This window comes from Ancylobacter crimeensis (genome assembly GCF_023016805.1).
Taxonomy (GTDB): domain Bacteria; phylum Pseudomonadota; class Alphaproteobacteria; order Rhizobiales; family Xanthobacteraceae; genus Ancylobacter; species Ancylobacter crimeensis.
This window is the reverse complement of sequence record NZ_JALKCH010000007.1, coordinates 42,582-61,693: the sequence shown is the minus strand read 5'-3', so window position 1 is coordinate 61,693 and position 19,112 is coordinate 42,582. Positions and strand designations below refer to the sequence as shown.

22 protein-coding genes are annotated in these 19,112 nt (G+C 68.6%); 11 read left to right on the top strand and 11 right to left on the bottom strand.

Translation table 11 applies throughout. The features are described 5' to 3' along the window. The first annotated feature begins 61 nt into the window (after window positions 1-61). From MWN34_RS11950 to MWN34_RS11940, 3 genes are all read left to right on the top strand, one after another. A complete protein-coding gene (locus tag MWN34_RS11950) occupies window positions 62-808 on the top strand; it encodes an ATP-binding cassette domain-containing protein (protein ID WP_247029727.1) in 747 nt (248 codons plus the stop codon). Between the two features lie 155 nt (window positions 809-963). After that, window positions 964-1,170 (top strand): YjiS-like domain-containing protein, encoded by a 207-nt coding sequence (locus MWN34_RS11945; protein ID WP_247029495.1) that lies wholly within the window; start codon window positions 964-966, stop codon window positions 1,168-1,170. Between the two features lie 123 nt (window positions 1,171-1,293). Beyond that, a complete protein-coding gene (locus MWN34_RS11940) occupies window positions 1,294-2,538 on the top strand; it encodes a sensor histidine kinase (RefSeq protein WP_247029493.1) in 1,245 nt (414 codons plus the stop codon). A gap of 4 nt (window positions 2,539-2,542) precedes the next feature. On the opposite strand, the gene MWN34_RS11935 is transcribed toward MWN34_RS11940, so the two are convergent. After that, window positions 2,543-3,253, bottom strand: coding sequence for a glutathione S-transferase N-terminal domain-containing protein (locus MWN34_RS11935; RefSeq protein WP_247029491.1), 711 nt, complete (start codon window positions 3,251-3,253; stop codon window positions 2,543-2,545). Between the two features lie 318 nt (window positions 3,254-3,571). Between MWN34_RS11935 and MWN34_RS11930 the strand changes: the two genes are divergently transcribed. Beyond that, complete coding sequence (locus tag MWN34_RS11930) at window positions 3,572-4,009, top strand: hypothetical protein (protein ID WP_247029489.1); 438 nt, start codon at window positions 3,572-3,574, stop codon at window positions 4,007-4,009. 11 nt (window positions 4,010-4,020) lie between these two features. Further along, window positions 4,021-4,494, top strand: a complete 474-nt coding sequence (locus tag MWN34_RS11925; RefSeq protein ID WP_247029487.1) for a hypothetical protein — start codon at window positions 4,021-4,023, stop codon at window positions 4,492-4,494. 124 nt (window positions 4,495-4,618) lie between these two features. On the opposite strand, the gene MWN34_RS11920 is transcribed toward MWN34_RS11925, so the two are convergent. The 3 genes from MWN34_RS11920 to MWN34_RS11910 all read right to left on the bottom strand — a co-directional run bounded on the left by MWN34_RS11920 (window position 4,619) and on the right by MWN34_RS11910 (window position 8,384). Next, window positions 4,619-5,116 carry a GNAT family N-acetyltransferase gene (locus tag MWN34_RS11920; protein WP_247029486.1) on the bottom strand — a complete coding sequence of 166 codons (498 nt, stop codon included), beginning with the start codon at window positions 5,114-5,116 and terminating at the stop codon, window positions 4,619-4,621. 145 nt (window positions 5,117-5,261) lie between these two features. After that, on the bottom strand, window positions 5,262-6,737 hold the full coding sequence (gene gatB, locus MWN34_RS11915; protein ID WP_425532099.1) for an Asp-tRNA(Asn)/Glu-tRNA(Gln) amidotransferase subunit GatB: 1,476 nt from the start codon (window positions 6,735-6,737) through the stop codon (window positions 5,262-5,264). Window positions 6,738-6,923: 186 nt separating this feature from the next. After that, window positions 6,924-8,384, bottom strand: coding sequence for an esterase-like activity of phytase family protein (locus MWN34_RS11910; protein ID WP_247029725.1), 1,461 nt, complete (start codon window positions 8,382-8,384; stop codon window positions 6,924-6,926). A 256-nt stretch (window positions 8,385-8,640) separates the two neighbouring features. On the opposite strand from MWN34_RS11910, the gene MWN34_RS11905 reads away from it, so the two are divergent. From MWN34_RS11905 to MWN34_RS11895, 3 genes are all read left to right on the top strand, one after another. Continuing rightward, window positions 8,641-9,186 carry an acylphosphatase gene (locus MWN34_RS11905; protein ID WP_247029484.1) on the top strand — a complete coding sequence of 182 codons (546 nt, stop codon included), beginning with the start codon at window positions 8,641-8,643 and terminating at the stop codon, window positions 9,184-9,186. A 216-nt stretch (window positions 9,187-9,402) separates the two neighbouring features. Further along, window positions 9,403-10,356: a threonine dehydratase gene (locus MWN34_RS11900; RefSeq protein ID WP_247029482.1), complete on the top strand. Its 954-nt coding sequence runs from the start codon at window positions 9,403-9,405 to the stop codon at window positions 10,354-10,356. Window positions 10,357-10,643: 287 nt separating this feature from the next. After that, entirely contained in the window at window positions 10,644-11,210 is a 567-nt protein-coding gene (locus tag MWN34_RS11895) for a glyoxalase superfamily protein (protein WP_247029480.1), read from the top strand. Window positions 11,211-11,219: 9 nt separating this feature from the next. Here MWN34_RS11895 and MWN34_RS11890 read toward each other — a convergent pair whose 3' ends face one another. From MWN34_RS11890 to MWN34_RS11870, 5 genes are all read right to left on the bottom strand, one after another. Then, window positions 11,220-12,137 (bottom strand): EamA family transporter, encoded by a 918-nt coding sequence (locus MWN34_RS11890; RefSeq protein WP_247029478.1) that lies wholly within the window; start codon window positions 12,135-12,137, stop codon window positions 11,220-11,222. Window positions 12,138-12,222: 85 nt separating this feature from the next. Further along, a complete protein-coding gene (locus MWN34_RS11885) occupies window positions 12,223-12,519 on the bottom strand; it encodes a chorismate mutase (protein ID WP_247029476.1) in 297 nt (98 codons plus the stop codon). After that, window positions 12,519-14,003, bottom strand: coding sequence for an Asp-tRNA(Asn)/Glu-tRNA(Gln) amidotransferase subunit GatA (gatA, locus tag MWN34_RS11880; RefSeq protein WP_247029474.1), 1,485 nt, complete (start codon window positions 14,001-14,003; stop codon window positions 12,519-12,521). The genes MWN34_RS11885 and gatA overlap by 1 nt, the downstream gene beginning before the upstream one ends. Before the next feature lie 5 nt (window positions 14,004-14,008). Next, window positions 14,009-14,296, bottom strand: coding sequence for an Asp-tRNA(Asn)/Glu-tRNA(Gln) amidotransferase subunit GatC (gatC, locus tag MWN34_RS11875; RefSeq protein WP_247029472.1), 288 nt, complete (start codon window positions 14,294-14,296; stop codon window positions 14,009-14,011). A gap of 333 nt (window positions 14,297-14,629) precedes the next feature. Beyond that, window positions 14,630-14,935 (bottom strand): hypothetical protein, encoded by a 306-nt coding sequence (locus MWN34_RS11870; RefSeq protein WP_247029471.1) that lies wholly within the window; start codon window positions 14,933-14,935, stop codon window positions 14,630-14,632. A 358-nt stretch (window positions 14,936-15,293) separates the two neighbouring features. Between MWN34_RS11870 and MWN34_RS11865 the strand changes: the two genes are divergently transcribed. Next, window positions 15,294-16,256 (top strand): helix-turn-helix domain-containing protein, encoded by a 963-nt coding sequence (locus MWN34_RS11865; protein WP_247029469.1) that lies wholly within the window; start codon window positions 15,294-15,296, stop codon window positions 16,254-16,256. Window positions 16,257-16,310: 54 nt separating this feature from the next. Here the strand turns inward: MWN34_RS11865 and MWN34_RS11860 are convergent, their stop codons facing one another. Further along, window positions 16,311-17,015, bottom strand: a complete 705-nt coding sequence (locus MWN34_RS11860) for a metal-dependent hydrolase (protein ID WP_247029468.1) — start codon at window positions 17,013-17,015, stop codon at window positions 16,311-16,313. 196 nt (window positions 17,016-17,211) lie between these two features. Between MWN34_RS11860 and ruvX the strand changes: the two genes are divergently transcribed. Then, window positions 17,212-17,706 carry a Holliday junction resolvase RuvX gene (gene ruvX, locus MWN34_RS11855; protein ID WP_247029467.1) on the top strand — a complete coding sequence of 165 codons (495 nt, stop codon included), beginning with the start codon at window positions 17,212-17,214 and terminating at the stop codon, window positions 17,704-17,706. A 12-nt stretch (window positions 17,707-17,718) separates the two neighbouring features. Next, the gene (locus MWN34_RS11850; RefSeq protein WP_247029466.1) at window positions 17,719-18,663 is read left to right on the top strand and encodes an AEC family transporter; all 945 of its coding nucleotides are present in this window, start codon (window positions 17,719-17,721) and stop codon (window positions 18,661-18,663) included. 44 nt (window positions 18,664-18,707) lie between these two features. Here the strand turns inward: MWN34_RS11850 and MWN34_RS11845 are convergent, their stop codons facing one another. Further along, complete coding sequence (locus MWN34_RS11845; protein WP_247029465.1) at window positions 18,708-19,091, bottom strand: hypothetical protein; 384 nt, start codon at window positions 19,089-19,091, stop codon at window positions 18,708-18,710. Window positions 19,092-19,112 lie beyond the last annotated feature (21 nt).

Below are 19,112 nucleotides of genomic sequence, written 5' to 3'. Positions count from 1 at the left end.
ACCCGCACCCCCCACCGCCCTGCACACCGCCGCGCCCGTTCCGGTGCTGGCCGCGCGCGGAATGGTGAAGCGCTATGGCCGCGTCACGGCGATGGACCACGCCGATTTCGACCTCTATCCGGGCGAGATCCTCGCGGTGATCGGCGACAACGGGGCCGGCAAGTCCTCCCTGATCCGTGCGCTCTCCGGCGCGCTGGTTCCCGACGACGGCGAGATCCTGATGGACGGCCAGCCGGTGCGCTTCGGCTCCCCGCTCGACGCGCAGAAGGCCGGCATCGAGACCGTCCACCAGTCCCTCGCCCTTTCGCCCAGCCTGTCGATCGCCGACAACATGTTCTTGGGCCGCGAGATCCGCCGCTCGGGCGTGATGGGCTCCGTCTTCCGCATGCTGGATCGCCCGGCGATGCAGAAGGTGGCGCGCGACAAGCTGACCGAGCTCGGCCTGATGACGGTGCAGAGCATCAACCAACCGGTCGAGACGCTGTCCGGCGGCCAGCGGCAGGGCGTGGCGGTGGCGCGGGCGGCGGCCTTCGGTTCGCGTGTCGTCATCATGGACGAGCCGACGGCGGCGCTCGGCGTGAAGGAAAGCCGGCGCGTGCTGGAACTGATCCTGGAGGTGCGCCGGCGCGGCCTGCCCATCGTCCTGATCAGCCACAACATGCCCCACGTCTTCGAGATCGCCGACCGCATCCACATCCATCGGCTGGGACGGCGGCTCTGCGTCATCGACCCGAAGGCGCACACCATGTCCGACGCGGTGGCCTATATGACGGGCGCCAAGCTGCCGGAGGAGCAGCTCGCCGCCTGATACGGATCGGATGACAATGCGTTAAACGCATGTCTCGCGTGGCGCATTGCTGCTGTGCAGCGTATGCACTTCTGTTATGGTGCAATGCACACTAACTTTCCCCTCGACATGAGGCGGCGGCCCGCGGGCTGCCGTCGATCGAGGAGACCCGTGCCATGCGCATCATCGACAGCTTCAACACCTTTGTCGCCCGTTATCGCCGCTATGAGCAGATCCGCCGCGAGCTGACCTCGCTGAACGATCGCGAGCTGAGCGAGCTGGGCCTCGGCCGCTACGACATCGAGCCGCTCGCCCGCGAGGCGGCGAAGGCTGCCGAGGTCGAACGCGCCGCGCCGGCGCTGCGCCTTGCTTCGGCGGCCTGACCTTCGCCGTCCCGGCCTCGCGGTCCACGCCGCGAGGTTGCGCTGTCTACGCCGTCGCGAGGGAAGGCTGGCTATTGCGCCGCGTCATCGCTAGAGTGATCGCCCTTTAGCAGGAGCGATGCGGTGACGCTGGACGTCGACGCTCAGGTGGCGGCGGTCGCGACCATCTCGGCCATCCCTTCCATTCTTGAAGTGGCCTGCGCGACGACAGGCATGCGCTTTGCCGCGGTAGCGTGCGTCACCGATACCCGCTGGGTCGCCTGCGCCACGCGCGACGAGCTTGGCTTCGGCATGGTCGCCGGCGACGAGATCCCGATCGAGACCACTTTCTGCGACCGGGTGCGCGCCACGCGCCGCGAGGTGGTGTTCGACGATGCGGCCGCCGACCCCGCTTATGCCGACGACCCGATTCCCAAGCTCTACAACATCACCAGCTACCTCTCGGTGCCGGTGGTGCTTTCGGACGGCAGCTTCTTCGGCACGCTCTGCGCGCTCGACACGCGGCCGACGGCGCTGAAGGACACGCCCACCGTGGCGATGTTCCGCCTCTTTGCCCAGCTCGTCGCCCGCCATGTCGAGGATCGGCTGCTCCTGCATGAGAGCCACGCCCAGCTCGCCGCCTCCCGCGAGGCGACGGAGCTGCGCGAACAGTTCATCGCCGTGCTCGGCCATGATCTGCGCAATCCGATCGCGGCGCTGCAGGGCGGGATCCGGCTTCTTGCGCGCGAGCAGGTGGGAGCGAAGTCGGCCTCCATCCTCGATGCCATGCGCCAGACTACCGGACGCATGGCCGCGCTGGTGGACAATCTGCTCGACCTCGCCCGTGGCCGCCTTGCCGGCGGGATTACGGTGGACCCGGACGGCTCGCGGGACATCACCGACACGCTGGAGCAGGTGGTCGCCGAAGTCCGTGCCGCCCATCCCGAGCGGGTCATCGAGACGACATGCCGGATCGACCGGCCGGTGCCGGTCGATCACCAGCGGATCGCACAGATGCTGGCGAACCTCCTCGCCAATGCCGCAACCCATGGCGCGCCGGACCAGCCGATCCGCGTTGGCGCACAGGCGACGAACGGGGTGTTCGAACTCAGCGTCTCCAATGGCGGCGAACCCATCCCGCCGGAAGCCCTCGGCCGGCTGTTCCAGCCCTTCTATCGCGGCAGCCGCACCACGAATCACGGGCTCGGCCTCGGCCTTTATATCGCCACGCAGGTGGCGAAGGCCCATGGCGGCACGCTCGATGTCGCTTCGGATTCCCGCGAGACGCGCTTCACCTTCCGCATGATGCTGCCGCCGCTGGGGCTCGCCCAGCCGGAAGCGAAGCCGGCGGAAGCGAACCCCGCGGAAGCGAACCTGCCCGCAGCGTGAGCCTTCAGCGCGCGCGCTGGCCGAACAGCACCTTCTGGGCGTCCTTGTCGGTGGCGAGGTCCAGCTTGCCGCGATCCTCGGCATTCACGGCAAGGCCGCGCTTCACCGCCGGGCGGGCCAGAACCGCCTCCAGCCAGCGGGCGAAATGGGGGAATTCGGCGATGTCCTGCCCCTGCCGCTGCCACAGCTTCGCCCAGCCGACGCAGGCGATGTCGGCGATGGAGTAGGCGCCGGCCAGATATTCGTGGTCCTTCAGCCGGGTGTTCATCACCCCGTAGAGCCGGTGCACCTCATTGGTGTAGCGGTCGATGGCGTAGGGAATCTTCTCCGGCGCATAGATGCGGAAATGGTGCGCCTGCCCGGCCATGGGGCCGAGGCCGGCCATCTGCCAGAACAGCCACTGGTCCACCTCCACCCGGCCGCGCTCGTCGCGGGGATAGAACTGCCCCGTCTTGCGCCCGAGATATTGCAGGATGGCCCCCGATTCGAAGATCGAGATCGGCGCCCCGTCCGGCCCCTCGGGATCGATGATCGCCGGCATCTTGTTGTTGGGCGAAATGGCGAGAAAGTCCGGTTTGAACTGCTCGCCCTTGCCGATATTCACCGAATGCACGGTGTAGGGCAGGCCGCACTCCTCCAGCATGATGGTGATCTTCCAGCCATTGGGAGTCGGCCAGTAGTGAAGCTCGATCGGCTGGGTCTGGGGCTGGGCCATGCTGTTCTAGCCTTCAAATCGCCTCGGTCCGGTGCACCGCGGCACCCTGGTGACAAGAGGTAGGCCGCGGCGGGGCGGCTGGCAAGCCACGCCCCGCGCCGGAAGCGGCGGAGAGCCGGGGCCGATCCCCTTCCACACGACGGCGCAGGCACCCGTGCGGCCCATTCCGTGCCTATTGACAGCCTCCCCGTGCCGGGCGGATGTTTTTGGCAGATCTCTGCACGCGGGGGGCGGCAGCAGGGTCGGAACGTTGCCTCGCGGGGCGACGGAAGGCCGTGCGCTTCCCAGGCCGCGGGACAGCCGCAAAGGTTCGCTTCCATGCTGGGGAATGTTGGCTTGCGCCCGTGCCGCGCTTCCGCCGCGCTGGCGTTTCTTTTGCTCGCCGCTGCGCCGGCCTTTTCCGCCGCCGTCGCCGTGGCGCCGGAACCTCCCGCATCCCTGAAGATCGTCGATCAGGCGCCGGCCGCGCCAACCGCCGCGCCCATCCTGCTTGCCAAGGGTGGTGGAGGCGGGGGCGGTCACGGTGGGGGCGGTGGCAAATCGGGCCGCTCCGGCAAGGACAGCAGCGATCCCGACGGCAACGGCGCGCCGCTCGCGCCGGCTTCGCTCGCCGTGGCGCCCGGCAGCGTGTCCGGCCTCGATCCGGCAAAGGAGCAGGCCTGCACGGCGCAATGGCGCGCCAAGATCGCGGAGAACGGCGGCAACAGCAAGGCCGCCAAGAAATGGCATCAGTTCATGATGAGTTGCATGCGATGATGAGAGGTCACATGACGAACAGCATTCTTCGAGCCGAGATTCGCCCCGATCTTCGGGCCTGGCGCACACCCGCCCTCGCCGTCCTTCTCGCCGCCGCGGCCTTTGCCGCCACCCCGGCCAAAGCCGCCACGATTCAGGAATGCGCGACGCGCTGGAACGACATGAAGGCGAAGAATCAGACCGGCGACATGGTCTATCGCGATTTCTCGAAACAGTGCCTTTCCGAGGGCAAGGCTTCGACCTCCACCTCGACGAGCACCACAGCTCCCGCAGCAAAGCCGGCCGACGCCGCGCCGACGCCGGCCAAGCCCGCCACCGCCGATTCCGATGCGCCGAAGAAGACGACGCGCATGCCCCGCGCTGAGGTGGCCGCCGACCGGCAGGCCACCAAGGCCTGCAACGAGCAGTGGAAGGCCTACAAGGCCGCCAACGACCTGAAGGGCGCCAAGGCCTGGCACGTCTTCATGGCCAAATGCCTGCCGTAAGGAAACGGTTGCGAGGCGGGCGGGCGCCCGCCCGCCCCTCAGAGAGCCATTTCGACCAGGCGACATCACCTGGCTGACAGGAAAAGTCTTTCAATTCAAGGAATTGTAGCGTTTTCTAAACGCTCTATATCAGCTCGACCTTGAAGCCGAGATGGCGCCGCTCGAAGCCCGCCGCCTCATAGAAGCGGTGGGCATCGTAGCGCTGGAGATGGGTGGTGAGCTGCAGCGAGCCGGCCCCCAGCCGCTTTGCCTCCGCCTTGGCGAACTCCATCATCGCCTTGCCGACCCCTCGCCCGCGCATGTCGGGGGCCACGTGCACCGCCTCCGCGATGGCGAGGCAGCGGCCATGGCGCAACAATGCGTGCACCACGATCAATTCGAACGTACCGACGATCCGCTCGCCGAGCCGCGCCACATAGAGCGTGGTCGCACCGTTTTCCACGATCGCGTCATAGGCCGCCTCGTAATGATGGGCATAAGCCGGGTCGTCGCTGTCCCGCTCGCCGAACACCCGGTCGGTAGCGAGGATCGCGACGATGCCCGGCACATCGGCCCGGCTGGCCCGCTCGAAACGGAGCGCATCCGTGGAGGAGGCAGCGGCATTTTCCGGGGTCGAGCTCATGAAAGGCGGCACCTCATGGGTAGGGAAGCGTCCGGTGAGGGCGCGGTCTGCGCGCCCCCTCACCCCAGATTAGGCGCAAGGGCGCCTCGCGCCCACCCTGCCGGCAAGGAATGCGCGCCCCTCACCGGCAAAGAACCCGTCCGGCTCAGATGCCGAGCTTGCCCTTCAGCAGGTCGTTCACCGCCTGCGGATTGGCCTTGCCGCCGGTCTGCTTCATCACCTGCCCGACGAACCAGCCGAGCATGGTGGGCTTCGCCTTCACCTGCTCCACCTTGTCGGGATTGGCGGCGATGATCGCGTCCACCGCCGCCTCGATGGCGCCGGTGTCGGTCACCTGCTTCATGCCGCGCGCTTCCACGATCTGGCGCGGATCGCCCCCCTCGGTGAACACGATCTCGAACAAATCCTTGGCGATCTTGCCGGAGATGGTGCCGTCCGCGATCAGATCGACGATGGCGCCGATCTGGGCCGCCGAGACCGGCGAGGAGGCGATGTCCTTGCCTTCCTTGTTCAGCCGGCCGAACAGCTCGTTGATGACGAAGTTCGCGGCCGCCTTCGCATCGCGCCCGGCTGCCACCTCCTCGTAATAGGCCGCCGTCTCCTTCTCCGCCACCAGCACGTCGGCGTCATAGGCGGAGAGGCCGTAGACCTTCACGAAGCGGGCCTTCTTCTCGTCCGGCAGCTCCGGCAGATGCGCGGCGAGCGCGTCGACGAAGGCCTGGTCGAATTCCAGCGGCAGCAGGTCCGGGTCGGGGAAATAGCGGTAGTCGTGCGCTTCTTCCTTGGAGCGCATGGAACGCGTCTCGCCGCGGCCCGGATCGAACAGCCGGGTCTCCTGCTCGATCACCCCGCCATCCTCGATGATGCCGATCTGGCGGCGGGCCTCGATCTCGATGGCCTGGCCGATGAAGCGGATGGAGTTGACGTTCTTGATCTCGCAGCGCGTGCCGAAATCATCGCCCGGCTTGCGCACCGACACGTTGACATCCGCCCGCAGATTGCCCTTCTCCATGTCGCCGTCGCAGGTGCCGAGATAGCGCAGGATGGTGCGCAGCTTGGTCACGTAGGCCTTCGCCTCCTCCGAGGAGCGCAGATCGGGCTTGGAGACGATCTCCATCAGCGCCACGCCGGACCGGTTGAGGTCCACCAGCGACATGGTCGGGTTCTGGTCGTGGATCGACTTGCCGGCGTCCTGCTCCAGATGCAGCCGCTCGATGCCCACCTCGATGGTGCCGTCCGCGGTGTCGACCAGCACCACTCCCTCGCCGACGATGGGGCTCTTGTACTGGCTGATCTGGTAGCCCTGCGGCAGGTCCGGGTAGAAATAGTTCTTGCGGTCGAACACCGAGCGCAGGTGGATCTCGGCCTTGAGTCCGAGCCCGGTGCGCACCGCCTGCTTCACGCATTCCTCGTTGATCACCGGCAGCATGCCCGGCATTGCCGCGTCGACCAGCGAGACATGGCTGTTCGGCTCGCCGCCGAAGGCCGTGGAGGCGCCGGAGAAGAGCTTGGCGTTGGAGGTGACCTGCGCATGGATCTCCATGCCGATCACCACCTCCCAGTCGCCGGTCGCTCCCTTGATGAGCTTCTTCGGGTCGGCGGGGCGGGCATGCATGTTCATGGCGCGGTCTCTCGGCAGGGTCGGAACGGACGGGCCGTCTCTATCGCAGGCGGGTTATCCCGTTTTTGGGATGAGGTAAACGGCAAAGGCAAACCGCCCCGCCCGCACGGCGTCATGGCCGGGCTTGGCGCGGCCTTCACCGGGCATGACGTGGCGAAACGGGATGTCGCCCGGCCTCCCCGCCTCTCACGGCAGCGTCAGGCGATACACCAGCACGAGGGTGTCGACATCCGCGCCGGCGTCGTAGTCGGCCCCGGCCTGATGGCCGGTCTTCGTCAGGAAGTCGTTGTCGTTCGCCACCAGCAGGAACACGTCCTTCGGGTTGGCGGGGTCGAGCGCGGGCACGATGGCCATGGATTCCCACTTCTCCGGCAGGTCGGTGGGGTCGTGGGGCTCGCCATTGTGCAGGCCGACCCGGGCGAGCTGGGCATTGTCGTTGATGTCCACCACCGGCCCGGCGAGGCGGGCCGGGGTCACGGCGGCGTCGAGCACGCCCTTGGGCGCGACCGGCTCTAGGCCGTCGAAGCGGGTGCCGGCGATGTTGGTGGCGCCGTTGAGATCGAGCAGGTCGACCCGGCGATAGAGCGACGTCGCGCCCTTCACGCCCCAGCCATTGTTGCTGTCGCGCGAGAGCAGCAGGAAGCGGCCGTCGCCCAGCGCGGTCAGTTCGCTCTGCGCCGCGACCAGCGTCTTGTCGTCGTCCTTGAACACCGGCAGCGGCACGACATATTCGGCCGTGAGCTTCAGATGGTCGGGATCGGCGGCGTCATAGACGAGCGCGCGGCTGTCCTGCCGGGTGGACTTCCTGTCGCCGCCGTCCTGCCGGGTCGCGCTCTGCAGCACGACGGTCAACTGCTTCGTGGCCGGGTCATAGGCCATGCCCTCGAAACCCTGATTGTTCTGCCGCCCGGTGTCGGGATCCTTCGGGTCGGGATGCGGCGCGCCGGGGCCGGGATTGTCGGAGGAGAAGTCGAGCTTGCCCTTGCGCATCGGCAGGAAGGCCTGCGGCGGCAGGGTCGCCGAGAGCATCTTGCCCTCAGCGGAGAAATGGTAGATCGCCGGGCCGTATTCATCCGAGATCATCAGCGAGCCGTCGGGCAGGCGCACGATCGCCTCGGGATCGAGGCTCACCGCGCCGGTCACCGCGCCGGGCAGGCCGGGGCCGCCCTGCGGCGTGCCGTTGGCGGTGTTGATGGTCACCGGGTCCAGCCCGGTCAGCGGCTTGCCGGTGGTGTCGGTCAAAAGGAAGGTGCCGTCCAGCTTCAGCGCCGCCTGGGCCGCCGTGCCGTCCTCCGGCATGTCGAAGGCGACGGAGAGGGTGTTGACGCGCGTGCTGTAGTCGGTCGTGCCCTCGACATTGTAGCCGCGGTCCGGCAGCAGCAGGAACGAGCCGGCATATCCGGTCGGGGTCTTCTGCCAGTCGATCGTCGCCATGCCGGAGCCGGAGCCGAAGGTCTCGCCGAAGCTGTCGCGCAGGCTGCCGGGCAGGCGGCCCATGGCGACAAGCCCCTTATTGACCGGCAGCGACTGCGCCTGCGCGGCGGGCACGAGGCCCCCGGCGAGCAGCAGCGCGGCAGTGCCGGCCACCAAGATTCGGCATGTGGCAGAGGGGCGGCGGGCGGCACGCGCACGCAGGAGCGGCAGCATTTTCATGAGGTGTGATCTCCAGCAGGAACAAATAGGGGCGGCGCCGAGACACCGCGCAGAACACTGTCAGGACGCTGCCAGCCCGATCGACCGCCGGAGGCGCCCGACGTCATCTTCAGCCGTTCTTCCCATCAACCTGCCGTGTTCGTGCGAAAGCCCACAATTCGGCCGGTTTGCTCGGGAAGATCTCCGCGCAGCAGCACCTTCTCTTTCCGCTGCGTAGCATTCGCAATGCCTTCACCGAGGACCGGCCGCCATGGCGCGCATCCCCTCGCCTCTCTGCCGGGCGGCCCTGTCCGCCATCGCCATCCTGTCCGCGGGCGCGCCGGCGCAGACCGCTCCGATCGGCATTGCCGCGCCGCCCGGCATCGTCGCGGTACGCGGCATCGTCACCGGCAATGTCCAGAAGGTCGGCTTCCGGGCGATGGTGATGAAGCAGGCCATCAAGCACAATCTCGCGGGCACGGCCCGGAACCACCCGGACAGCAGTGTGGAATTCACGCTTCAGGGCCGGCCGGGCCGGATCGATAAGGCGCTCGAAACCATCCGCGATGGCACGCGGACATCGTCCGATGTGAAGGTCGCGACGGAACCGACCGCCGTCGACCCGGCGCTCGGCACGTTCACGGTCTTCGACTGGACGTCGACGAGCCGGAACATCACGCAACCCTACACACTCGTCTTCACGGTCAGGAGCGTGGACGAAACCATCCCGATGGCGCAGGCAAGGAACGCCTGGCACGCGATCCTCAGGACCACGCTGGCGGATGACGACCTCCGCAAGCTCGGGCCGGACGATTGATCGCCTCACAGATGAAATCCTCCGCAATGACGCGCCGACAAGCCCGCTTCCCGAAGGGGCAGACCCGACGGACGGCCCGGGAAGCTAGGAGCCTTCCTTGACGGTTCTGTGAAGGCGCCGGCACCCTCCCGCTCGCCCGTGCCGTTCCGGGGCGCTCGTCGTGGCCCGGCGCGGCAGGATGACCCCTCGCCTGCCCCGCATCTCACGGACCCCCGCATGTTCACGCTTGCCGAGCTCGAAGCCGCCCACGCCCTCGTCCGCGCCGCCTTTCCCGGCACCCCGCATTATGCGTGGCCGCTGCTCGGCGCCCGCGCCGGGACGGAGGTTTGGGTAAAGCACGAGAACCACACCCCGACCGGCGCCTTCAAGGTGCGCGGCGGGCTGGTGCATCTGGATCGGCTGGCCCGGCAGGGCGGGGCGGAGGCCGGCATCATCTCCGCCACCCGCGGCAATCACGGCCAGTCGCTCGCCTATGCCGGGCGGCGGGTCGGCATCCCGGTCACCATCGTCGTGCCACAGGGCAACAGCGCCGAGAAGAATGCCGCCATGGCCGCCCTCGGCGCCCGGCTCATCGAGCACGGCGCGGATTTCGACGCCGCGCGCTCCCACGCCATGGCGCTGGCGCGGAGCGACGGCCTGACCTTCGCCCCCTCCTTCCACCGCGATCTCGTTCTCGGCGTCGCCACCGCGGCGCTGGAACTGTTCCGCGGCGCCCCGCCGCTCGACGTGCTCTATGTGCCGATCGGCCTCGGCTCGGGCATCTGCGCGGCGATCCTGGTGCGCGACCTGCTGGGGCTGCCCACCCGCATCGTCGGGGTGCAGGCCGAGGGTGCACCGGCCTATGCGTTGTCCTTCGCCGCCGGCCGCCCGGTCGAGAGCGCGCACGCCGACACCCGGGCCGACGGCCTCGCCGTCCGTGTGCCCTCGCCCGACGCGCTCGCCATCATGCTCGAGGGCGCCGAGCGGGTGGTGACGGTGAGCGAGGAAGCGATCGCGCAGGCGATCCGCATCTATTGGACCGACACCCACAATCTCGCGGAAGGGGCCGGCGCCGCCGCGCTCGCCGCGCTGCTTCAGGACAGGGCGACGCTTCGGGGCCGGCGCGCCGGGGTGATGCTCTCCGGCGGCAATATCGACCTCGCGACGTTCCGCGACTGGGTGCCGGCATAGCCGGTAAAGACCGCGCGGCACAGGCCGGCCCGATCACGGCGCAACCCGCGGCATCGCCGGCCACGGAGACGAAACGTGCCGGCATCGCCGGCCACGACCGTGCGCCGCGCTTGACCCTCCCGCCAGCCCTGCCTACCGTCAGGCTTGGCTGGTGCGGCCGGCCGCTCGCGCCCTTCCGGGCATGGTGAACGCACCACATTCCCCCAGTCGTCGTCCCCGTCCCACCGGCGATGCCGTCAGCAATGCGAGCACTGACCTCCCGCACCGCCGCAGACGCGGAACGCACCATGCCGCCACCCCTGAACACCCATGTCGCCTCGCGCGACGACGCCAAGGCCCTCGCCGCCGTTCTGCGCGGCACGCTGGCCGAGCGCGGCATCGCCATCGCCCACGGCCAGGCCCTCGATCTCGTCGCCCGCCAGTTCGGCTGCCGGGACTGGAACCACCTCGCCGCACTGGTGCCGGAGCAAGTACCGCCCGGCGCCCCGCGCTTCCTGCGCACCTGCCCGGTGCTGCGCATCTTCGACGAGGCGAAGGCCCGTGCCTTCTATCTGGATTTTCTCGGCTTCCGGCTGGACTGGGAGCATCGCTTCGCCCCCGATGCGCCGCTCTATGCGCAGGTCTCGCGGGCCGGACTGCTGCTGCATCTGTCCGCCCATCACGGCGACGCCACCCCGGGCGCGACCGTGTTCGTCGGCATGGAGCAGATCGCCCTGTTCCACGCCGAACTGACGGCGAAGGATAACCCGCAGATGCGTCCCGGGCTCGACCGCTTGGACTGGGGCATCCAGATGGAGGTCACCGACCCCTTCGCCAACCGCATCCGCTTCTGCGAGCAGCGTCACGGCGGCTGAGGCGCCGCCTCACCCGATACTGATGAACGCCGTGCCAAGGATCGCCACGCCCGCCCCCAGCCAGGCCATCGGCCGCGGGGCGGTGCGCGTGCGGATCCACACCATCGGCAGGATCACGACAGGTGCCATGGAGGACAGTGTCGAGATCACCCCGACATCGCCCTCGCGCAGCGCCGCCATCAGCAGCGACATGCCGAGCACGGTGCCGAACAGCGCGGAGGTCACCGCCAGGCCCACATTGCGCGCCTTGACCGGCGAGCGGTCGGTACGGGCGAAGGGAAACACCGCCAGCGCCAGAAAAAAGGCTGCCGCGAGCCCCGAGCGCACCGCCATCGCCGCGAAGGGCTCCACCCCCGCCGCCATGGCCGGGCGCGCGAACAGATTGCCCAGCGCCTGCCCGAAGGCCGTGAGCACGCCGAGCCCGATGCCGGTCCAGTTCACCCGCGCGCGCGCCGGGGCCGGCACGGGCGGCGCATCCGCCGCCGCCGCGGCGACCGCCGGCGCAGGGCTGCGCGCACGAATCGCCAGCGCCACCCCGCTCAACACCAGCACGACGCCCACGCTTTGGCGCAATGTCACGGTCTCGCCGAACACCACATAGCCCAACGCCAGCGCAAAGGGCGAGGTCAGCGAGAACAGCAGCGCCGTCACGCGCGGGCCGGCAGCATAGATCGTGGCGAAATAGGCCGTCGTGGCGATCATGATGCCGAACACGCTGGACGCCGCCAGCAGCCCCAAGCCGTGCAGGCTGATGCTGCCCCATCCTCCCAGCAGGGAGGCGAGCGCGCTGGTCATCAGGAAGGCCGCGCTCATCTGCCAGCGGGTGAGCCGGAACAGCCCCACCCTTCCGTTCAGCTCGCTGATGAACATGGCGCTGAGCGCGATGCAGGCGGCCGCGCCGACGGCCATGATCTCGGGCAGGAACACGGGAAAGCGCCTTGAAAGAAAACGCGCGCTCTAAAGCACGCCGCCGCAGCGCCGTCCATGCGGCGTTGGGAGGACGCGGCGAGCCTCAGCCCAGCCGCTCCTCCTCATAGGCGATGACGAAGGCGATCATGTGCCGCCACAGCGTCTCGGCCAGCTCGGGCGGCACGCCCTTGGTCTCGGCCTCGGCGCGCACCTTCTCGACCACGTCCTCGACGCGCTCGGGCAGCAGGGCGGCGAGGCCCTCCGCCTTCTTCACTTCCACCACCTGCTGCACCACCTCGAAGCGGCGGGCCAGCAGGGTGACGATCTCGGCGTCGATGGCGTCGATCTCGGCGCGGAACGGCGCCAGCGGCCGCTCCTCCTCGGGCAGCGGCCGTACCATCACGCCCACCACGCCTCGGGAACGGGGAAGCGGCCGGCGGCTTCCTCGATCACCTGCGCCAGCGAGAACAGGCCTTCCTCGCCGAAGGGCCGGCCGATGAGCTGCAGGCCGAGCGGCAGCCCTTCCGAGGACAGCCCCGCCGGCACCGAGATGCCCGGCAGGCCGGCCATGTTCAGCGTCACGGTGAATACGTCCTGCAGATACATCTCGACCGGATCGGCGCCCGACTTCTCGCCGATGCCGAAGGCCGGGGACGGCGTCGCCGGGGCCAGCACCGCGTCGATGCCCTCGGCGAAGGCGTTCTCGAAGTCGCGCTTGATCAGGGTGCGCACCTTCTGCGCGCGCACGTAATAGGCGTCGTAATAGCCGGCGGAGAGCACATAGGTGCCGATCATGATGCGCCGGCGCACCTCCGGGCCGAAGCCGGCGGCGCGGGTCTTCTCGTACATCTCGACGATGTCCCGCCCCGCGACGCGCTCGCCATAGCGCACGCCGTCATAACGGGCGAGATTGGAGGAGGCCTCCGCCAGCGCCACGATGTAATAGGCCGGCAGCGCATATTTCGTGTGCGGCAGGCTGATCTCGACAACCTCGGCGCCGGCGTCGCGCAGCATCTGCGCGCCGCGATCCCACAGCATGGCGATCTCGGATGACATGCCGTCCACCCGGTACTCAACCGGGATGCCGATGCGCTTGCCCCTCACAGAGGCGCCGACCGCGGCCTCGTAGTCCGGCACCGCGATCGGGGCTGACGTCGAATCCTTCGGGTCGTGCCCGGCCATGGAGCGCAGCAGGATCGCCGCATCGTTCACCGAGCGGGCGAGCGGGCCAGCCTGGTCCAGCGAGGAGGCATAGGCAATGATGCCCCAGCGCGAGCAGCGGCCATAGGTCGGCTTGATTCCGACGGTGCCGGTGAAGGCCGCCGGCTGGCGGATCGAGCCGCCGGTGTCGGTGCCCGCCGCGCCGGCGCAGAGCTGCGCCGCGACCGCCGCCGCCGAGCCGCCGGAAGAGCCGCCGGGTACCAGCTTCGTGGTCGAGCCGGTCTTGCGCCAGGGGTTCACCGTCGGGCCGAAGGCGCTCGATTCGGTGGAGGAGCCCATGGCGAACTCGTCCTGGTTCAGTTTGCCGAGCAGCACCGCGCCGTCCGCCCAGAGCTTGCCGGTGACGGTCGATTCATAAGGCGGCACGAAATTGCCGAGGATCTTCGAACCCGCGGTCGTGCGCACGGTGTCGGTGGCGTAGTTGTCCTTCACGCCGAGCGGGATGCCCTCCAGCGGTCCGACATCGCCCTGCGCGCGGCGCTCGTCGCTCGTCTGCGCCATGGCGCGCGCCTTGTCGTGCGTCGCCAGCACATAGGCGTTGAGCGCGGCCGAGGAATCGATGGCGCCGAGATAGGCCTCGGTCAGCTCCACGGCGGAGAAGCGGCCCTGCGCGAGGCCTTCGCGGGCGGCGGTCAGCGTCAGGCGGGTGAGTTCGTTCGACATCGGGATCACTCCACCACCTTGGGCACCGCGTAGAAGCCGTCCTCGGCCAGCGGGGCATTGGCGAGCACCTTGGCGGCGCAGTCGCCGTCATTCACGACGTCCGCCCGCAGCGGAAGCTGCATCGGGGTTACGCTGGTCATCGGCTCGACGCCGTCCACGTTCACCTGCGCCAGCTCGTCCACGAAGGCGAGGATGGCGTTCAGCTCACCCTGCAGATGGGCCACCTCGTCGTCCGTCACCGCGATACGCGCCAGATGCGCCACGCGCCGAACCGTCGCCTGATCGACCGACATCCCGACATCCTGAAAACATGAAACCAATCGCGCGCCCTATAGCAGGGCCGCGCGCCGCACCGCAACGCGCGAGGGCGGGATCGGGTGCAGGAAAGGCGGCGCCGGCCACCACTCCAGCCGGAGGCAAGCGCTCGCTGCCTCGTCCTCCCGGCCGGAGGCGCAGCGGCAGAGCCGGGATCGCCCGCACCCGGGGCGACGCTGCTCGCGCATAGGGCCCTCGCGACCGCGCGCGATCTTCGGATCGCGCCTGCGGCGTGTCCAGAATGACGGCAAAGGCACAGGGAACCGGAAGGCCATCGTGCCCGAAAACGTCCGGGCCTCGGTCAATGTCCGTCAGGGCCCGATCTTCACCAGGCAGGCGCCCGCGGCCTCCGCATTGCTGCGGGCGCTGAGGCGGCCGATCTTGCCGCCATAGGCCAGCGATTTGGTGACCTCGGTCACCACATCCTCGACATCCGCACCCGCGGCGATCCTGTCCACCGACTGGTCGTAGATCATGCGTCCGTCGCCGGAGAGCTTCCCGGCGCAGGCATCGGCCCCCTTGCGGTCGGCAAGGGCCGGAGCGGCGGCAAGGCCGGTCAGCGTCAGGACGGCGAACCCGGCCGCGAGGCGGCGTGTGAACATCAGGCGAGCGGACACCGGTTTCTCCCGACGCAGGACGGAGCCCGGAACGGCGCAAGAGGCGCGCAGGGCCGGGCGGATACGGGAGCAGCTTACCATCCGCCGAAATGGGACGCCATCGAGACCGTCCGGGCTGCCCCCCGACATGGCATCACCGCCATCGTCGCACCCGCATGGGTGAAGGCGACGCCCCGACGCGGCACCTCCCGCCGAACGCACGCCCCGCTGCGACAGGCTCCTGTCAAACGGCCTCCCGCGCACGCTTGCTTGTTCCGGCCGCCCATGCGAGACGCCACCCATAAGTGCTGCGGGTATTATCCTTTTGAAGCATGAACACGATTCTTTTGGATAGCCTGACATACGGAAGGAGAATGCGGTGACCGCCCCATTCCAGCCTGCGCTGCCCGTCGCGCTTCTGCCGGCGCACGCTTGGGAAGCGGGATCGGACATCCGTCCGGCGTTGCCGGACAGCGTTTCCGTCGATGCGGCGTTGCGCAGCGAGATCATGGCCCATCCGCGGTTCTGCGCCACCGCCCGCCAGGCCGCGACGGTGATCGCGGACAGCTATCGCGGGCGGTTCATCGTCAACCAGATCATCAGCGATCGCGGCCGCTTCTGCCTCGGCCTGCTCGTCGTCGACTTCACCCATCGCGAAAACGCGCCGATCGGTTTCACCTCGACCGAAATGAAGGCGGAGGCCGCCAGGCTCGGGCTGTGCAGCGCCGGCCGCGTCGATGCCTTTCTCGCCACGCTGCGGCTGTTCGGGCTACTTGCGCCCGTGCCAGATGACGACCGGCGGCGGCGTCGCCTCATGGTCACGGAAAAGCTGATGGCGCTTCACCGCACCCGCTGGGAGGCGCTGTTCGCGGTCCTGGCCGAGATCGCGCCGGACCTGCGCGGCGCCTCACGCCGTTTTCACGATTCGCGCTTCGCCGCCGCCTATGTCCGCGCTCTGCTGGCGCCGATCTATCAGGGCTGGCGCGCCGCCGATGCCACCCCCGAATTGTCGGCACTCACGGATCGCAACATGGGCGCCATCATCCCGCTCGCTCTGCTGGAGACGGCCTATGGGGCGGCGCCGATGAGCGTGGCGGGGCTGGCACGCTCCTTCGGGGTCTCGCGCTCGCATGTGCAGAAGCTGCTGGAAACCGCCGAAGACGCCGGGCTGGTCGTCCGGCCCGATCCGCGACTGGGTTTCATCGCCACGCCGGCTCTGGTCCGGGCATCCCACGGCTTCATCGCCGCGCTGATGGCCCGCCAGATCGCAGCCGCGCGGCAGGACCTGCATGGCGCCGGCAGCGAAGACCGCATGGCAGGAATCGGCGCCAACCCGTTCTGAAAAAGGACATTCCCGGCCCCGTTCGAAGCAGGGCCGGGAATCTTCACGACCCGCTCAGGGCTTGGCGAAATCGACCGGCGTGCCGCTCTCCAGCACCTTGACGGTGGCTTCCCCGCCGACGAGATCGACGAAGCCGGCCGGATCCTTCACCAGCGGCGGGAAGGAGGCGTAGTGGCACGGGACGATGGTGAGGCCCGGCAGATAGCGCCGCACCGCAAGCGCCGCGGTGCGGGGCCCCATGGTGAACCGGTCTCCGATCGGCACCAGCGCGATCTCCGGCTGGTGGATCTCCGCGATCAGCCCCATGTCGGAGAAGATGTCGGTATCGCCCATGTGCCACACGGTCGGCTCCCCGGGGGCATGGACGATGAGCCCGTTCGGGTTGCCGAGATAGACCGAGGCGCCATCCACCAGCTGACCGGAGGAATGGTCGGCGCGGACCATGGTGACGGTGAAGCCGTCGAGTTCGATGGTGCCGCCGGTGTTCATCGGCTGCAGGCTCTTCACGCCCTGCGCGCCGAGCCAGTTCGCAAGGTCGGCATTGGCAACAACCGCGGCCCCCGTCGCCTCGGCGATGGAGACGGTGTCCCCGACATGGTCGCCATGGCCGTGGGTGAGCAGGATGTGGGTGGTGCCGAGAATGGCGACGTCGCGGCTCGACTTGAAGCCGGGGTTGCCGGACAGGAACGGGTCGATGAGCACGACCTTGTCCGCGAAATCGAGCCGAAAGGCGGCATGACCGTACCAGGTGATCTTCATCGGCATCTCCGTTGCGGGTTCGGAGGGCGACAATAGGGCGCGCCGTTCGCGACACAAGGGAGACGTCGCTCACCATCCACGGAGCGCGGGCCGCGTGGCTGGACTCATCATCCACCACACTGCACTCATCGGACCGCGCCTTACGCGGCATTCCGCGGCGATGGCGCGCCGCCCGCGTCCGTGCTAGCGCAGGCGCATGACAGCCACGCCCCCCGCCCCCGTCCTGCCGCTCGCCGACGCCCTCGGCATACTCCCCGCGCGCGGCACGCTGATCGGCCTCGACCTCGGCACCAAGACCATCGGCGTGGCGAGCTGCGATCCCGACCGGACGATCGCGACGGGTGTGGAAACCATTGCCCGCAAACAGTTTACGCCCGATGCCGGCAAGCTGCTGGCGCTGGCGCAGGCCCGCAATGCCGTCGGGCTGGTGCTCGGCCTGCCGCTGAACATGGACGGCACCGAAGGCCCCCGCGCCCAGGCCACCCGCGCCTTCGCGCGCAATCTCGCCAAGCTGACCGTTCTGCCGATATGTCTTTGGGATGAAAGGCTTTCCACCGCCGCCGTGGAGCGCGACCTGATCGGCGCCGACGTCAGCCGCACCAAGCGCGCCGCGGTGATCGACCTGCACGCCGCCGCCTTCATCCTGCAAGGCGCGATCGATCGGCTGCGCCATCTCGCGGCGGCCCGCTGAAGGCGACGCATCATGGGGAACGTGCTGTCGGCGCTGCTCCCGGTCTTCCTCATCATCGGGCTCGGCGCCGTACTGCGCCGCAGTCTCCTGCCCGACGATGTCCACTGGGCGGCGCTTGAGCGACTGAGCTACTACATTCTTTTTCCTGCACTTTTAGTCATCAGCATCGCGCGCGCCGATCTCGGCGGCGTTGCGGTTCTGGGCGTGTGCATCGCCCTGCTCGGCGCCATCGCGCTCATGGGTACGGCGCTGATTTTCACGCGCGATTGGTGGTGTCGACGGCTGCGGCTGTCGGGCCCGAGCTACACCTCGCTGTTCCAGGGCGCCCTGCGCTGGAACACCTATGTCGGCCTCGCCGTCTCCGGCAGCCTCGCGGGACCGGCGGGACTTGCGGTCGCAGCGGTCGCGCTGACCGTGATGATTCCGACGCTGAACACGATGAGCGTCATGGTGCTGGCCCGTCACGGCCGCAATGCCGCCCCCGGATGGACCAACATGATGGCGCAGGTTCTCCGCAATCCGTTCATCTGGTCCTGCGCGGCAGGGGCCATCATCAATGCCATTCACCTGCCGATCCCACCGGTGCTGATGACCTTCGGTGACATCCTCGGTCGCTCGTCCCTGGCGCTGGGGCTTCTGGTGGTGGGCGCGGGGCTCGATTTGCGCAGCCTTCGGCACCCGCATCGCGCGACGTTCGTCTCCTGCGCGCTCAAGCTTGTGGTGCTGCCGATTCTTGCCGTGGCACTTGGGCTCGCCTGTGGTCTGAGCGGCGTGGACCTTACCGTCGTCGCCGTTGCGGCCTCCGTTCCTTCGGCGCCGAATGGCTATGTGCTGGCGCGACAGATGGGCGGAGACGCACCATTGCTCGCCGAGATGCTGACGCTGCAAACACTTTCCGCCGCGATCACCATGCCTATGGTCATCGCGGCGGTAGAGCGCATCCAGTCTTATCTATAAATCAACGGACTATGGCCATTTTCTCAGAAAAATGGATTCGGTCGTCAGCAACGGCCGTAATAACCATCGCCCTGATACGGGCCGGTCTGGACCCAGCAGCGGCCATAGGCATAGGCGCGCGGCGGGGGCGGAGCGTAATAGGCCGGCGGCGGCGGAGGCGGGGGATAATAGGCCGGCGGGGGCGGACCGTAGGGGTCGGCCGCGGCTGCGCCTGCGATGAGACCACCCGCCAGCAGTCCGGCGGCAAGACCGCCGGCAACCGCGCAGCCATTGCAGCGCACCTGATCGAGCTGGGCGGGGACCATCGGGGCCGCCCCGATATTCACCGCCCCGAGCGGACCGGCCGAGGCCGGCGCGGCAAGCGCGCCGACAAGGACGGCAGCAACGCCGGCACCGGCAAGCGCCTTGCCGAAACGCGAATTCATCATGGGAACTACTCCTTCATCAGC